Here is a 13,853-nt window from a genome sequence, read left to right as displayed (position 1 = left end):
ATGAAAAACCCTTATGCTCCCGGCTTCTGGTGCGCTATTGCGGCGTTGGTATTGCTGTCGGCCACCTATTTCTACGGCATCATGCTGGCCCACCAGATCGACAAGGCGCTGGTGTTTCTCGATAGTGCTGCGGCGCTGATCGCGGTGATGGCGATCGTGGTGGTGGCCTGGGCTTCGTTCCAGGGTCAGCGCATCAAAAAAAGACAACTCGAACAAGGCAAGACCCTGGTGCTGATCTGGGACACCAAGGTCGCTTTGCGCCGGGTCGAAACGGTGTTCGATCGTTACTTCTGGGGCAGTTACTGGCAACCGGGGCGCACGTTCCAGGAAGTCATGGGCGAACTCACCGGCACACCGCTGGAAAAAAGCCTCGAAACCTTGAAGAAGCAATGCCTGGCCCTCGACAAACAAGTGTCCGAGGATGACTGGCACTGGCTGAATAACGCCCGTGAACTCTCCGATGTCGCCGCCGCCATGGCACGCGAACGCTATCAGCTGGATTTCTGCGACCCGCGCGCGGACGTGACGGGCGGGGCGGTGATCAATCGGGATTTTGAAGTGCTGGTTTATACGTGGACGGCGCGGCTGAAAAGCTTTGATCATCAGCTGGATGAGATGGAAGTGCAGTATTCCTGAATCAGTTTCGTCAGTTCTGACGCCTTCGCGGGCAAGCCTCGCTCCTACAGGTTTTGCGTCGTTCACACATATCGTGTTCGACGCAAACCTGTAGGAGCGAGGCTTGCCCGCGAAGGCGTTTTCATTTCCGCCGAAACCCTCAAACCCTCCGCGCGGTCCATAGACACTCTTTAACCTTTAAACATTGGGCCGCCCGGTGCGCCTGATGCTAATCTCCTTCGCACTTTTCGCGCAGTCGTGACCGCAACCCGAAATGGGTTCAGGGAAGACGACCACACTCAAACAACGGACATTGAACGGGTCATTCATGAATAAATCAGCAGGCGTGCTTCTTGGAATCGTCGTGGCCATCGGTGCAATCAGCGCCGGCGGTGCCTGGTTCACCGGCACCAAACTCGAAGGGGTGCTGAACACCTCGATCGCCGACGCCAACAAAGAGCTGCAAGCCGCGCTGGTCGGTTCCAACGGCACCGCGTCGCTGGAACTGGTATCGCTTGAACGCCACGTATTCAGCAGCACCGCGCACTACCGCCTCAAGGGCCAGGGCGAGATGTTCGGCGAAGCACCGGTCGAACTGCTTTTCACCGACCGCATCGAACACGGTCCGCTGCCGCTCTCGCGCCTGATGTCGCTGAAATTGCTGCCGGTCATGGCCACCAGTCACTACGAACTGGAAAAAACCCCGGTCACCGAGAAGTGGTTCGCCGCTGCCAAGGACAAATCGCCGCTCACCGGCGTGGTCAACATCGGCTATGACAACGCCACCAACGGCACCCTCGAACTGCTGCCGCTGGATGTTGCGCTGGACGACAAGTCCCACCTGAAATTTTCCGGCCTGAACCTCGAAGTCGCCGCCAACGCCCAGGCGCAGAAAGTCAAAGCCAACGGCTACATGGACAACTTCACACTGACCACCGTGGCTGAAGACCAGACACCGGTGAAAGTCGAATTGAACGGCCTGACCCTCGCCAGCAATCTCGTCAAAAGTACCTACGGCTTTTACACCGGCGAGAACACCGTCGAGCTGACCGACAGCAAGACCACCTTTGGCGCGCAACAGTCGGTGTTGGGCATCAAGAAATTTGAAATGAAGAACCAGACCGAAGAGTCGGGCACCAGCGCTTCCGGGCGTGCCGATTACAAGATCGGCGAAGTGTCCCTGAACGGCAAGACGGTCGGCTCCGCACAGATGGCCATGAGCCTGAAGAACCTCGACATTCCATCCACGATGTCGTTGATGCAGATCTACCAGACCAAACTGCAACCGTACGAGAAGGCCGCCGCCGAAGCAGTTGCAGCTGGCGAACCTGCCCCCGAACTGGTCTTGACCCCGGAAGAAGAGGCTCAGGTGAAAACCGGTCTGGAGAAACTGCTGGCAGCCGGCCCGCAAGTAGCTCTGGAAAACCTGTCGTTCACCACCGCCAACGGTGAAAGTCGCGCCAACCTGGTACTCGACCTGACCAAGCCACAATCTTTGGACCTGACGCCGGATCAACTGATCAAACAGTTGATTGCCCTGCTGGACGTCAATATCCAGGTGTCCAAACCGATGCTGGTTGATTTGCTCAGCGTCCAGAGCCAGATCGACGGCCAGGCTGACGTCAAGGTCGTTGCCGATCAAGCCACGGCCACCGCCGACATGTTCGGCGCCATGGCGGTCGGTACGCAGTTCGCCAGGCTGGACGGCAATAACATCGTCAGCAAACTGCACTACGCCAACAACCAGGTGGAGTTCAACGGCCAGAAAATGACCCTCGAAGAGTTTATCGGCTTTGTGATGAGCAAACTCGGTGGTGCGGGCGTTGTCCAGTAACGCCTAGACGTCCCGAATCAGCCGCCATGCCTCGTCAACTGGCAGCGGCTGCTTCATCTGCTCGGCCAGCATTGCCATCGCCCGCTCTTCATCGCAGGCGATGGCGGCGGTTACCACACCATTCTTGCCGAACAGGCCGATAAAGGGTGGATGGTACGGATCACCCTTGAACTCGACTTCGTCCCAGGCTTCGGCGTGACCGAGGTAGTCGTAGTTCTTGCCGAAGTGCCAGGTCCAGAAATACGGCACATCCAGGTAATGCTCATCACCGCCCAGCATGTTCATCGCTGCGATCCGCGCCTGTTGTTGCGCCAGGCGCCAATGCTCGATTCGTTGCGGTTGGCCATTGAGCGGGAAGGTCGCGATATCGCCAGCCGCCCAAAGCCCTTCGGTCACGCGCATCCCGCCGTCGACCTTCAGTGACTGATCCTTTTCCGTGGGCAAATCCTTGAACGGCCCGGTGGCCGGGCTGACGCCAATGCCGACCAATACCAAATCCGCCGGAAAGCGCTGACCGTTATCCAGGCGCACCGCTTCGACCTTGTTCGTGCCTTCGATCTGCGCGGCTTCGCCCTCCGTATGAAACACCACGCCGTGGGCCACATGGTGGGCAAGAATCGCCTTGCCGACCGTTTCGCCGAACTGTTTTGCGAAGGGCACCGGGTGGCGGGCCAGGACGGTGACGTCCAGACCGTATTCGCGTAGCGCCGCAGCGGACTCCATCGCGATAAAACTGTCGCCGATGATCACTGCCCGCTGGCCGGGTTTGGCGGTGCTCAGAATCCGTTGGGCCTGGTCTTTCGAGCGCAGCAAGAACACCTGAGGCAGGTCGGCGCCGGGAATGTCGAGAGCGTTCGGTGTGCCGCCCGTGGCGATCAGCGCGGCGTCATAGATCAATGTCTGGCCGTCCTTGAGCTGCACCGTCCGGTTTTGTGCATCCAGCCTCGCCACTTCACCGTTTATGCGATCGATGCGTTGCTCGCGATAGAAGTTTTCATCGCGCAGGGGCGGGACTTCTTCCGGCGGCATTTCCCCGGCGATCACGAATTTGCTCAACACCGTACGGTCGTAACCGGCGCCAGGCTCGCGGTCGATCAGCAGCACACGGCCGCCGAAACCCTTTTCGCGCAGCGCCGCCGCACCCGCCGTGCCAGCGGCGCCGGCACCGATGATCACAAACGTACGTTCGTCATCGGCCGGCGGGGTGTGAGCATCGTCCAGCGGCTGATCGTCGACCCAGACTTCGTCGTCGCGCACCTCCAGGGGATAGCGCTTGAGGCTGTCCAGCGACGGCGGTTCACACAGCGCGCCGTCCTCGATCCGGTAAGCGGCCTTGTGCCACGGGCAAATCAGACGCCCGTGACACAGCGCACCTTCGGCCAGAGGCGCCCCGGCATGCGGGCATTCGCCCTGATAGGCGCGCAATTGGGCGCCGACCCGCAGCAAGACGATCTTGGTGTCGCCAATCCGGACTTCCAGGCCTCGGTTTTCGGACACATCGGCAAAACGGGCGACGCGGTGCAGTGCCATGATCGTTCTCCAGGCAAGCGTTTCACTTAAGAGTTTGGCGCTTATCCCGAGGTTCAGCCAATTCCTGCTGCCACCGCGTGAACGGTCCGGCTATAGTTTGCACGCCGACCACGGCCCCACCCGCACAAGGTGCTCCGGTATGACCCGATTGACCTCTCTGAACCCTTGGCTGGTGGCCGTTGCCGTCGCCCTTTGCGTGCAGTTTCCGGCTCAGGCCGCAGAACGCTTCACCGTCAGCATTCCCGGTGTCACCGACAACCGCCTGTTCACTTCGGCGGCGGCCAGCGATGCGGCCGGTTGTGGCGGCAAGAACCAGTCCCCGGCCCTGAGCTGGACCGCTGGCCCTGCGGGCACCCAGAGTTACGCCATCGTCATGCACGACCCGGACGGTCAGAAAGGCTTGGGTTCCGACCACTGGATTCATTACGGCATCAAATCCGCGACCCGCCAGATTCCGGCCGGTGTTGGCGCCAAGTCTGCGTTTGAAGGCGTGGGCGGCAGCAACAGCAAAGGCACCATCGGCTACATCGGTCCTTGCCCGCCGGTCGGTGACAGTTCCCACCACTACATCATCCAGCTCTACGCCCTGGACCTCGCCCCGGACGCCTTGCCGGCCGGTCTGACCCGCGCGCAACTGCTGGAAAAAATCAAAGGCCATGTGCTGAAAAACAGCAGCGTGGTGCGGCGTTATCACCGCTGAAGTTTTTTTCAGCGGGTTTAACCCGAACCGGTGAGGCTGCCCGTCTCAGAGGATGAATGGATCAATTTCCTCCTGAGGTCAGCCCCCATGTCCCTCCCTCTGCATTTCCTCCGCCCGGCCGCCCAGGGTTTCACCGTCGGGTTGCTGCTGGCCGTTGCCGGTTGTGGTGTTTCGTCCAAGCCTGAATCCCCTTCAGTTGCGTCTCCTGCACAACATGAGCTGGTGCGCAGTGAGGCGATCATGGCCGATGCGACCTTGGCCAAACGCAGCGTGAGTCCGGCACCGATGGCGAGTTTTGCGCCTGAATCTGCGCCGCCGGGTTATCAGGATGAGCAGCGCGAGCAGTATCAGGCGCTGGCGGATAACCCGATTCACAGCGTCGCCGAAGCGCCGGTCTCGACCTTCAGCGCCGACGTCGACACCGGCGCTTATGCCAATGTCCGCCGCCTGCTCAATCAAGGTCGACTGCCACCCGAAGGTGCGGTGCGCCTGGAGGAGATGGTCAATTACTTCCCCTACGACTACGCGTTGCCCACCGATGGCTCGCCGTTTGGCGTGACCACTGAACTGGCGCCGTCGCCGTGGAACCCGCACACCCGCTTGCTGCGTATTGGCATCAAGGCATCGGACCGTGCGGTGGCTGAACTGGCCCCGGCGAATCTGGTGTTTCTGGTGGACGTGTCCGGCTCGATGGACCGTCGCGAGGGGCTGCCGCTGGTCAAAAGCACGCTGAAATTGCTGGTCGATCAATTGCGGGCGCAGGACCGGGTGTCGCTGGTGGTCTACGCCAGCGATTCGCGCGTGGTGCTGGAGCCTACTTCCGGACGGGAAAAGGCGAAAATTCGTACAGCCATCGATCAATTGACGGCGGGCGGCTCTACCGCCGGGGCGTCGGGCATCGAGCTGGCCTATCAAATGGCGCAGCAAGCGTTTATCCCCAAAGGCATCAACCGCATCCTGCTGGCCACCGACGGCGACTTCAACGTCGGCATCAGCGACTTCGACAGCCTCAAGCAAATGGCTGTGGATAAACGCAAGACCGGCGTTTCCCTAACCACCCTGGGTTTTGGTGTGGATAACTACAATGAACACCTGATGGAACAACTGGCCGATGCCGGCGATGGCAACTATGCGTACATCGACAACCTGCGCGAGGCGCGCAAAGTGCTGGTGGATCAGCTCGGTTCGACCCTCGCGGTGGTGGCGAAGAACGTGAAACTGCAAGTGGAGTTCAACCCGGCGCAGGTCAGCGAGTATCGGTTGCTGGGCTATGAGAATCGCGCGTTGAAGCGTGAGGATTTCAGCAACGACAAGGTCGATGCCGGTGAAATCGGTGCAGGGCACACGGTCACGGCGTTGTACGAAATTGTGCCAAAGGGTGAGAAGGGCTGGTTGGAGCCATTGCGGTATGGCAGCGCTGAGTCAGCCGTCTCGGTAAAGTCTGGAGAATTGGCGATGCTGCGTGTGCGTTATCAGCTGCCGGAAGGTGGGAACAGTCGCTTGATCGAACGGCCGATTGCCGCTGGTTCGGAAGGCAAAGCCAGTGATGACCTTAGATTTGCGGCGGCCGTGGCAGCGTTTTCCCAGCAGCTCAAGGACGGACGTTATACGGGTGATTTCAGCTTGAAGGACACGCAGGCGTTGGCTCGCGGTGCGCGGGGTGATGATCCATTCGGTCTGCGTTCTGAGTTCGTGCAATTGGTGGAACTGGCGCAGAGCCTGCGAACCACCACCGCATCCAACAGCGAACCGGTTAAAGGAGGCTACAACTGACATGTCTGCTCTTGAACCGAGCGACGAATCACTGCTGGCCCGTTATCGCAAAGGCGACGGGCCGGCGTTCGAGATTCTGTACGCCCGTCACCGGCAAGGTCTTTATCGTTTCCTGCTAGGCCTCAGCGGCAAATCCGAACTCGCCGAAGAGGTCTACCAGGAAACCTGGCTGAGCCTGATCCGCAGCACCAGTCAGCCACAAGGTCGGGCGAATTTTCGTACCTGGCTTTACCAGATCGCCCGCAATCGCCTGATCGATCACTGGCGCAAACACGGAATCCACAACCCCTTGCACGACAGCTATGACGAACAAACCCACGCCCTGGCCGATGACACCGCCGATCCCGAACAACTGCTGAGCCTGAGCCGCGACAACCAGCGCCTTGAATCCGCCCTGCAAACCTTGCCCACCGACCAGCGCGAAGTGTTCCTGCTGCGCGCCCACGGCGATCTCGACCTGCCGCAGATCGCCACCCTCACCGAAACACCGCTGGAAACCGTCAAGAGCCGCTTGCGCTACGCCCAGCAAAAACTGCGTCGGCTGCTGGCCGAGGAGGTACTGACATGACTGAGGCCCGTAAAACACCAGACGATGAAATGCTTCAGCATTTCCGCGAGCATTCGACCGGCGAGCCGCCGAGCCATCTTGATGCGTTCATCCTGGCCGCCGCACAGCGTGAAGTCCCCGCACCGAAACCGAATCTGTGGCAACGCTGGGTACAGGCTTGCCAGAAACCTCGTTGGCAGGTGGCGTTTGCCAGTCTTGTCGGTGTCGCGCTTATGCTGGCGCTGGTGCAACGCACGCCGGAGCAAGTACCGAGTTACGACTTCGCCCCCAAAGCATCCGCCCCGGTGGCCAAAAAAGAGGCAGCGCAAGCACCGTCGTCAGTTGCGCGCTCGCTGGCTGCCCCAGCCGCGCCGATGGCCGATTTTGCCGCCCCCGCGCAGAGCGAATCGATCAGTGTCGAAATGGCCGATGAGGCAAAAGTCAGCAAACGCGCCGCCGCGCCGGTGAAAACCCTGGATGAGCAGTTGCTTGAAGTGGTTCGCCTGCAGAACGCCGGTCAGGCACGTGAGGCGGATGAATTGTTGGCGACATTACACAAACGCTTTCCCAAGGAAAATCTCGCGGCCCGGCTTAAGGAATTGAAGAAAAACTGAGGAATCAGGAGCTCTGCGATTTGGCATCCACCCCCGAAAGCGCGCACTATCGGCCTATAGCCGATGCGTTGGAGGATGCCGTGGCAAAAAAAATCGACCGCATCGCCCAAATGCTCAACTGCCCGGTCAAGGGCGAGGAACTGCGGCGAGCAGTGACCGAGAGTCGTAAGGAGTTTCTTCTGGCGAAGCAGGCAGAAGAAGCTCTGGAGGAGGACGTCCTTGATGAAGAAGAGTTTGAGGACGACGAAGACGATGATTACGACGAGTTTGACTGGACGACTGAATGAAAAAACCGCTTGGGTGGTTTTTCATGGCCCACAAAAAAGCCCCAGACCCTACGGCCTGAGGCTTTCTCGTTTCTATATATGGTGCACCAGGCGGGATTCGAACCCACGACCCCTGCCTTCGGAGGGCAGTACTCTATCCAGCTGAGCTACTGGTGCAAGCGGGCGCCATGATACTCATATGCACTGCGGGCGTCCATGCTGCTGAATCGACTGCGCTTTTTCAAAGCGTAACCTGCGTTTGCTACGTTGATCAGAAAAATTGAGCAAATGCGGCGTTTTCGTTCTTTTTTTCGAACAGCCTATTGTCCTTTACCCCCTTTGATCCTAGGATTCGTTTGAGATTTCAAACGCTCTTGTCTGGGTGCTGAACCGCACGAGTTCATTCCGTGCGCTATTTATGTGCTTCAGCCCGGTGAATGATTTCCCTGACGGCAGCCTTTGAGGCGCCTTTCTACAATCATAATTTGCTCCGCGCGTGCCGCGGTGCTGTTAAGGAAAGCCGACATGCAGCTTAAAGACACCCAGTTGTTCCGCCAGCAAGCCTTCATCGATGGCGCTTGGGTTGATGCGGACAATGGTCAGACGATCAAGGTCAACAACCCGGCAACGGGCGAAATTCTGGGCACCGTGCCGAAAATGGGCGCTGCCGAAACCCGCCGTGCGATCGAGGCTGCTGACAAGGCGCTGCCGGCCTGGCGTGCACTGACCGCCAAGGACCGCGCCAACAAGCTGCGTCGCTGGTTCGAGCTGATCATCGAGAACCAGGACGACCTGGCTCGTCTGATGACCCTGGAGCAGGGCAAGCCATTGGCCGAAGCCAAGGGCGAAATCGTTTACGCCGCTTCCTTTATCGAGTGGTTCGCCGAAGAAGCCAAGCGCGTCTACGGTGACGTGATTCCGGGCCACCAGCCAGACAAGCGCCTGATCGTGATCAAGCAGCCAATCGGCGTGACCGCTGCAATTACTCCGTGGAACTTCCCGGCTGCGATGATCACCCGTAAAGCCGGGCCGGCCCTGGCCGCCGGTTGCACCATGGTGCTCAAGCCTGCTTCGCAAACTCCGTTTTCCGCTTTCGCTCTGGCTGAACTGGCCCAGCGTGCCGGCATTCCTGCGGGCGTGTTCAGCGTTGTTTCCGGCAGCGCCGGCGACATCGGCAGCGAGCTGACCAGCAACCCGATCGTTCGCAAACTGTCCTTCACTGGCTCGACCGAAATCGGTCGTCAGTTGATGGCTGAATGCGCCAAGGACATCAAGAAAGTGTCCCTGGAACTGGGCGGCAACGCACCGTTCATCGTGTTCGACGACGCGGACCTGGATAAGGCCGTCGAAGGCGCGATCATCTCCAAGTACCGCAACAACGGCCAGACCTGCGTCTGCGCCAACCGCCTGTACATTCAGGATTCGGTCTACGATGCGTTCGCTGAAAAACTGAAAGTGGCTGTGGCCAAACTCAAGATCGGCAACGGTCTGGAAGTGGGCACCACCACTGGCCCGCTGATCGACGAAAAAGCCGTGGCCAAGGTGCAAGAGCACATCGCTGACGCCATTTCCAAAGGCGCAACTGTTCTGGCTGGCGGCAAGTCGATGGAAGGCAACTTCTTCGAGCCGACCATCCTGACCAACGTGCCGAACAACGCAGCCGTGGCCAAGGAAGAAACCTTCGGTCCATTGGCGCCGCTGTTCCGCTTCAAAGACGAAGCCGACGTGATCGCGATGTCCAACGACACCGAATTCGGTCTGGCCTCGTACTTCTATGCTCGCGACCTGGGTCGTGTGTTCCGTGTGGCAGAAGCCCTGGAATACGGCATGGTCGGCGTCAACACCGGGTTGATCTCCAACGAAGTCGCGCCGTTCGGCGGCATCAAGGCGTCGGGCCTGGGCCGTGAAGGCTCCAAGTACGGCATCGAAGATTACCTGGAAATCAAATACCTCTGCCTGGGCATCTAAGCTCGAGGGCATAAGCCCGGCAAGGCATTGCTTCAAACGCAAAGGGCACGAGAGCGCTGACCCTTTGCGTGCTTCAACCGGAATTTTCTCTGTGGCCGGGAACGCTGTGGCAGTCGATCATCGCATGCTGCCTCAGTTGCCTCCCCGCCGCATTTTCCTTGAACCACGCCGCCCGATGAGCGGTGAATGAGGACTTTATGAGCAAGACTAACGCTTCCCTGATGAAACGCCGCGAAGCCGCTGTACCACGCGGTGTTGGCCAGATTCACCCGATCTTCGCCGAGTCCGCGAAGAACGCCACCGTGACCGATGTTGAAGGTCGCGAGTTCATCGACTTCGCCGGCGGTATCGCCGTGCTGAACACCGGCCACGTGCACCCGAAAATCATCGCCGCCGTGACCGAGCAGCTGAACAAGCTGACCCACACCTGCTTCCAGGTACTGGCCTACGAGCCGTACGTAGAAGTGTGCGAAAAAATCAACGCCAAGGTGCCAGGTGATTTCGCCAAGAAAACCCTGCTGGTGACCACCGGTTCCGAAGCCGTTGAAAACTCCATCAAGATCGCCCGTGCCGCCACTGGCCGTGCCGGCGTGATCGCGTTCACCGGCGCTTACCACGGTCGCACCATGATGACCCTGGGCCTGACCGGTAAAGTCGTGCCTTACTCGGCCGGCATGGGCCTGATGCCAGGCGGCATCTTCCGCGCGCTGTACCCGAACGAACTGCACGGTGTGAGCATCGACGATTCGATCGCCAGCATCGAACGCATCTTCAAGAACGACGCCGAGCCGCGTGACATCGCTGCCATCATCATCGAGCCGGTTCAGGGCGAAGGCGGTTTCTACGTCGCGCCTAAAGAGTTCATGAAGCGCCTGCGCGCTCTGTGCGACCAGCACGGCATCCTGCTGATCGCTGACGAAGTGCAGACTGGCGCTGGCCGTACCGGCACCTTCTTCGCCATGGAGCAGATGGGCGTTGCCGCCGACCTGACCACCTTCGCCAAATCCATCGCTGGCGGCTTCCCGCTGGCCGGAGTGTGCGGCAAGGCCGAATACATGGACGCCATCGCTCCAGGCGGCCTGGGCGGCACCTACGCCGGTAGCCCGATCGCTTGCGCCGCGGCCCTGGCCGTGATGGAAGTGTTCGAAGAAGAGCACCTGCTGGACCGCTGCAAGGCAGTCGGCGAGCGTCTGGTCACTGGCCTCAAGGCCATCCAGGCCAAGTACCCGGTAATCGGCGAAGTCCGTGCCCTGGGCGCGATGATCGCGGTAGAGCTGTTCGTCGATGGCGACAGCCACAAGCCGAACGCTCCAGCGGTCGCTGCCGTCGTGGCCAAGGCTCGTGAAAAAGGCCTGATCCTGCTGTCCTGCGGCACCTACGGCAACGTTCTGCGCGTCCTGGTACCGCTGACCTCGCCGGACGAGCAACTGGACAAAGGCCTGGCGATCATCGAAGAGTGCTTCGCCGAGCTCTGATCACCGAGTGTGACCTGATCGACAAAAAACCCGCTTCGGCGGGTTTTTTCGTGACTGCAGAACCTGTCGCACTTTTTCAAATGGCCCGCATTGACTAAGGTGCAAGCAGTGCAAATGGAGTATGCAGATGACCGCTGTAGTTTTGCCCGCCGTACCGCGTGTGCTGATTGCCGAAGCTGACCCCTGGTCCCGCGACTTGCTCAAGCAGGTGCTGTTGAAAGTGCGCTGTGACGCGCGGCTGGATCTTTGTGCCGACGGTCAACAGGCGTTGGAGCTGCTGGCGGAAAATCCTTATGACCTGGTGATCGTCGACTGGGAATTGCCCGGTGTCGATGGTTTGAATGTCTTGCGCAACGTCCGCCATCGCAAACGCAATCCGCCGTTGCCTTTTATTCTGATGAGCACCCGCAACGACAGCGCCAGCGTGCGCGAAGCCTTGCCCCTGGCGCCCTCGGCGTACCTGACCAAACCCCTGAACATGGAAAGCCTGACCCACCGTCTGCAGGATCTGCTGCTGAACGCTGGGGAACAGGTCTCGTGTGAGGTGCCGGCGTTGGCGCCGGGCATGAGCTTGTCGGCGTACCTGGAGTGTCGTCGTGAGTTTACCGATGGTGCGCCGCTGATGACCGACGTGGAGCTGGCGGTCAAGCGCAGCCTTAATCCCAACGGTCTTGACCTGAAGTTGCTCGAAGATGAAATCCGCGTTGATCCACAGATCACTGCTGTCCTGATCGCCGCCGCCAACAGTGCAGCCCAGCATCACGGCGCTGCGGTACAAACCCTGTCCCAGGCGCTGCATCGGCTGGGCACTGGGCAGAGCATGAATCTGATTTTGGGGCTGGCGCTCAAGCGCAGTGCGCGGCTCAGCGATCCGCTGCTGGCGGATTATGCCGAGCGTTACTGGAACCTCTCGCTGCACACCGCTGAATACGCCCGGACATTGGCGCGTTTGCTGGATCTGGATCAGGAGCGCTGCTACTGCGCCGGCATGCTGCATCGCTTGGGTGACCTTGCGTTGCTGCGGTGTTTGCAGGAATGGAAGCAGTCCGGTGGAGAGCTGGATGAATGGGAGGAAGTCGGTGATGCACTGGCCGAGTTCGGTGCGGCCTATGGTTCGGCGCTGCGTACGCGCTGGCGCCTGCCTCTGGAGCTGCGAGAGCTGATTGCGGCGGTCTACCAGCTCGGTGGCGGGGTTTACTCGCGCGAAGCGCTGGTAATGAACATGGCGGCGCAGTTGGCGCGATTGAATGAGCATGAGGGCATTGAGGAACTGGCCAAGAGCCGGACGGCGCGGTTGCTCAAGATTGGCTTGCCGGAATTGATACGTTTGCGCAAAAAATAAGTCCGACGCAGAACCCTTGTAGGAGCCGGCTTGCCGGCGATGGCGGTATCACAGCCAGCATCAATGTTGAATGTTATGGCCCCATCGCCGGCAAGCCGGCTCCTACAGGGTTCAGCGTGGGGCTGTCAGCCGGAGATGATCCGGTTCTTGCCCTGGCGCTTCGCTTCGTACATCGCCGCGTCCGCGCGGGCGAACAGGCTATCCAGGTTTAAATCTTCGGCCGTCAGGCTGGTCAATCCCTGGCTGACGGTGATGCCGAACGTCTGGTCGTCATGGCTGAAGCTCAACCGCTGAATCTCCCGTTGCAGGCGCTCGGCCACTTGCATGGCCATGTCCGGTGCGCAACCGGGGAACACCGCCGCAAACTCCTCACCACCAATGCGTCCGAACACATCGCCGCGCCGTAAAGCCGCTTGCCCGCATTCGGCGATCCGTTGCAGCACGTTGTCGCCTTCCGGATGGCCGTAGGTGTCGTTGATCAATTTGAAGTCATCGATGTCCAGCAACAGAAACGCCAACGGCGTGCCTTTTTTTCTTGCCTGTTCGAATTCAAGGTGGGCGCAGTCGAAGAAGTGCCGGCGGTTGCTGCTCTGGGTCAGGACATCGGTGGTAGCCAGGCGATGCAACTCGCTTTCCATCTGCTTCTTGTCGGTGATGTCTTCGGCAATGCCGACGATGATCACCGGTTGACCCGGTTCGGCTTGCCGGTTGATGAAGCACTTGTCGCTGAGCCAGCGCACCTGGCCGTCGGCGGTAATGATGCGGTACTCACGGTCTTCGACGGCGCCTTTGACCAGCACTTCGGCGAGGCTGCGCTCGGCGTACTCCAGATCGTCGGGGTAGATGCTGTCGCGCCACTGGTTGGCGTCGGCCAGCAACAGGCCGGCGGGCCGACCGAAAATCCGTTCGTAGGCAGGGCTCACGTAGAGCACCTGGCGGGTTTCCCAATTGAACGCCCAAAGCACCGCGTTAACGCTCACCAGCAGCGAGCTGAACAGCTGTTCGCGTTCGCTCAGGCGCGCGACTTCGCCTTGGGCATGCATCAGCGCCATCAGGGTTTGCGCGGCTTCCGGCCACTGGGGTAGGGATGAGTCTTGCAGGTTCTTATTGACCATCGACACAAATCTCAAGGACGTGCCGCGTGTTCGACAGCGGCCACAACAAAGCCCGCCGTAGTGGCGAAGTGTCT

At 60.0% G+C, this 13,853-nt stretch carries 12 protein-coding genes and 1 tRNA gene; 10 read left to right on the top strand and 3 right to left on the bottom strand.

All coding sequences use genetic code 11. From position 1 onward, the window contains the following. Positions 1 to 636 carry a hypothetical protein gene (locus IB246_RS10545; protein WP_008034678.1) on the top strand — a complete coding sequence of 212 codons (636 nt, stop codon included), beginning with the start codon at positions 1 to 3 and terminating at the stop codon, positions 634 to 636. Between the two features lie 307 nt (positions 637 to 943). After that, positions 944 to 2,449 carry a YdgA family protein gene (locus IB246_RS10540; protein ID WP_008039674.1) on the top strand — a complete coding sequence of 502 codons (1,506 nt, stop codon included), beginning with the start codon at positions 944 to 946 and terminating at the stop codon, positions 2,447 to 2,449. A gap of 3 nt (positions 2,450 to 2,452) precedes the next feature. On the opposite strand, the gene IB246_RS10535 is transcribed toward IB246_RS10540, so the two are convergent. Next, on the bottom strand, positions 2,453 to 3,979 hold the full coding sequence (locus IB246_RS10535) for an apoptosis inducing factor family protein (RefSeq protein WP_008039675.1): 1,527 nt from the start codon (positions 3,977 to 3,979) through the stop codon (positions 2,453 to 2,455). Positions 3,980 to 4,118: 139 nt separating this feature from the next. Here IB246_RS10535 and IB246_RS10530 point away from each other — a divergent pair, with 139 nt between their 5' ends. The 5 genes from IB246_RS10530 (at position 4,119) to IB246_RS10510 (ending at position 7,900) form a co-directional block, all read left to right on the top strand. Beyond that, positions 4,119 to 4,679, top strand: coding sequence for a YbhB/YbcL family Raf kinase inhibitor-like protein (locus IB246_RS10530; RefSeq protein WP_008039676.1), 561 nt, complete (start codon positions 4,119 to 4,121; stop codon positions 4,677 to 4,679). 87 nt (positions 4,680 to 4,766) lie between these two features. Beyond that, positions 4,767 to 6,452, top strand: coding sequence for a vWA domain-containing protein (locus IB246_RS10525; RefSeq protein WP_008039677.1), 1,686 nt, complete (start codon positions 4,767 to 4,769; stop codon positions 6,450 to 6,452). A 1-nt stretch (position 6,453) separates the two neighbouring features. Then, complete coding sequence (locus tag IB246_RS10520) at positions 6,454 to 7,020, top strand: RNA polymerase sigma factor (protein ID WP_008039678.1); 567 nt, start codon at positions 6,454 to 6,456, stop codon at positions 7,018 to 7,020. Beyond that, complete coding sequence (locus IB246_RS10515) at positions 7,017 to 7,613, top strand: hypothetical protein (RefSeq protein ID WP_008039679.1); 597 nt, start codon at positions 7,017 to 7,019, stop codon at positions 7,611 to 7,613. The genes IB246_RS10520 and IB246_RS10515 overlap by 4 nt, the downstream gene beginning before the upstream one ends. A 20-nt stretch (positions 7,614 to 7,633) precedes the next feature. Next, complete coding sequence (locus IB246_RS10510) at positions 7,634 to 7,900, top strand: hypothetical protein (protein ID WP_008034655.1); 267 nt, start codon at positions 7,634 to 7,636, stop codon at positions 7,898 to 7,900. 79 nt (positions 7,901 to 7,979) lie between these two features. On the opposite strand, the gene IB246_RS10505 is transcribed toward IB246_RS10510, so the two are convergent. Next, positions 7,980 to 8,056 (bottom strand) — tRNA-Arg (locus IB246_RS10505). Between the two features lie 348 nt (positions 8,057 to 8,404). On the opposite strand from IB246_RS10505, the gene gabD reads away from it, so the two are divergent. The 3 genes from gabD (at position 8,405) to IB246_RS10490 (ending at position 12,664) form a co-directional block, all read left to right on the top strand. Continuing rightward, complete coding sequence (gene gabD / locus IB246_RS10500) at positions 8,405 to 9,847, top strand: NADP-dependent succinate-semialdehyde dehydrogenase (protein WP_008034642.1); 1,443 nt, start codon at positions 8,405 to 8,407, stop codon at positions 9,845 to 9,847. A gap of 197 nt (positions 9,848 to 10,044) precedes the next feature. Next, positions 10,045 to 11,322: a 4-aminobutyrate--2-oxoglutarate transaminase gene (gene gabT / locus IB246_RS10495; protein WP_008039680.1), complete on the top strand. Its 1,278-nt coding sequence runs from the start codon at positions 10,045 to 10,047 to the stop codon at positions 11,320 to 11,322. 127 nt (positions 11,323 to 11,449) lie between these two features. Beyond that, complete coding sequence (locus IB246_RS10490; RefSeq protein WP_008039682.1) at positions 11,450 to 12,664, top strand: response regulator; 1,215 nt, start codon at positions 11,450 to 11,452, stop codon at positions 12,662 to 12,664. Positions 12,665 to 12,789: 125 nt separating this feature from the next. On the opposite strand, the gene IB246_RS10485 is transcribed toward IB246_RS10490, so the two are convergent. After that, a complete protein-coding gene (locus IB246_RS10485) occupies positions 12,790 to 13,779 on the bottom strand; it encodes a GGDEF domain-containing protein (protein WP_008039684.1) in 990 nt (329 codons plus the stop codon). Between the last annotated feature and the right edge of the window lie 74 nt (positions 13,780 to 13,853).

It is taken from the genome of Pseudomonas sp. PDM01, from assembly GCF_014852325.1.
GTDB classification, from domain to species: domain Bacteria; phylum Pseudomonadota; class Gammaproteobacteria; order Pseudomonadales; family Pseudomonadaceae; genus Aquipseudomonas; species Aquipseudomonas migulae.
The sequence above is the reverse complement of the archived record's forward strand: the minus strand, read 5'-3'. Positions and strand labels throughout refer to the sequence as shown.

What these genes read in the sequence shown, in the direction of transcription:
- IB246_RS10545 (WP_008034678.1), top strand. Translation starts at nt 1, where the DNA reads ATGAAAAACCCTTATGCTCCCGGCTTCTGGTGCGCTATTGCGGCGTTG.
- IB246_RS10540 (WP_008039674.1), top strand. Translation starts at nt 944, where the DNA reads ATGAATAAATCAGCAGGCGTGCTTCTTGGAATCGTCGTGGCCATCGGT.
- IB246_RS10535 (WP_008039675.1), bottom strand. Translation starts at nt 3,979, where the DNA reads ATGGCACTGCACCGCGTCGCCCGTTTTGCCGATGTGTCCGAAAACCGA.
- IB246_RS10530 (WP_008039676.1), top strand. Translation starts at nt 4,119, where the DNA reads ATGACCCGATTGACCTCTCTGAACCCTTGGCTGGTGGCCGTTGCCGTC.
- IB246_RS10525 (WP_008039677.1), top strand. Translation starts at nt 4,767, where the DNA reads ATGTCCCTCCCTCTGCATTTCCTCCGCCCGGCCGCCCAGGGTTTCACC.
- IB246_RS10520 (WP_008039678.1), top strand. Translation starts at nt 6,454, where the DNA reads ATGTCTGCTCTTGAACCGAGCGACGAATCACTGCTGGCCCGTTATCGC.
- IB246_RS10515 (WP_008039679.1), top strand. Translation starts at nt 7,017, where the DNA reads ATGACTGAGGCCCGTAAAACACCAGACGATGAAATGCTTCAGCATTTC.
- gabD (WP_008034642.1), top strand. Translation starts at nt 8,405, where the DNA reads ATGCAGCTTAAAGACACCCAGTTGTTCCGCCAGCAAGCCTTCATCGAT.
- gabT (WP_008039680.1), top strand. Translation starts at nt 10,045, where the DNA reads ATGAGCAAGACTAACGCTTCCCTGATGAAACGCCGCGAAGCCGCTGTA.
- IB246_RS10490 (WP_008039682.1), top strand. Translation starts at nt 11,450, where the DNA reads ATGACCGCTGTAGTTTTGCCCGCCGTACCGCGTGTGCTGATTGCCGAA.
- IB246_RS10485 (WP_008039684.1), bottom strand. Translation starts at nt 13,779, where the DNA reads ATGGTCAATAAGAACCTGCAAGACTCATCCCTACCCCAGTGGCCGGAA.